The following is a 273-nucleotide window of genomic DNA, read 5'->3' as shown; positions in this document are numbered from 1 at the left end:
GACATTCTGGCGGATTACGGCGTCAGCCACCACGGCCACCTGGACCGCAGCCTCGGCATGATCACCCGCAACGGCGGCGACAACACGGTGCGCGGCACCGGCGGCGATGACGGCATCGACGCGGGCGGCGGCAATGACAAGATCAGCGGCCGCGGCGGCGCCGATGTGCTGCAGGGCAGCTACGGCAACGACACGCTGCTGGGCGGCGGCGGCAATGACGTGCTGGACGGCGGCCATGGCGAGGATACGCTGAAGGGCGGCGGCGGCAACGAC

At 71.1% G+C, this 273-nt stretch carries 1 protein-coding gene; it reads left to right on the top strand.

Features of this window, described 5'->3' with window-relative positions; translation table 11 throughout:
• Positions 1-273: calcium-binding protein (locus ACXAHG_RS23605; protein ID WP_475061272.1), on the top strand; the 273-nt coding region annotated here is incomplete at both ends.

The organism is Leisingera sp. ABD4_442, from assembly GCF_056160905.1.
Note: the sequence above shows the minus strand (reverse complement) of the source record. Positions and strands in the feature narration are given on the sequence as shown.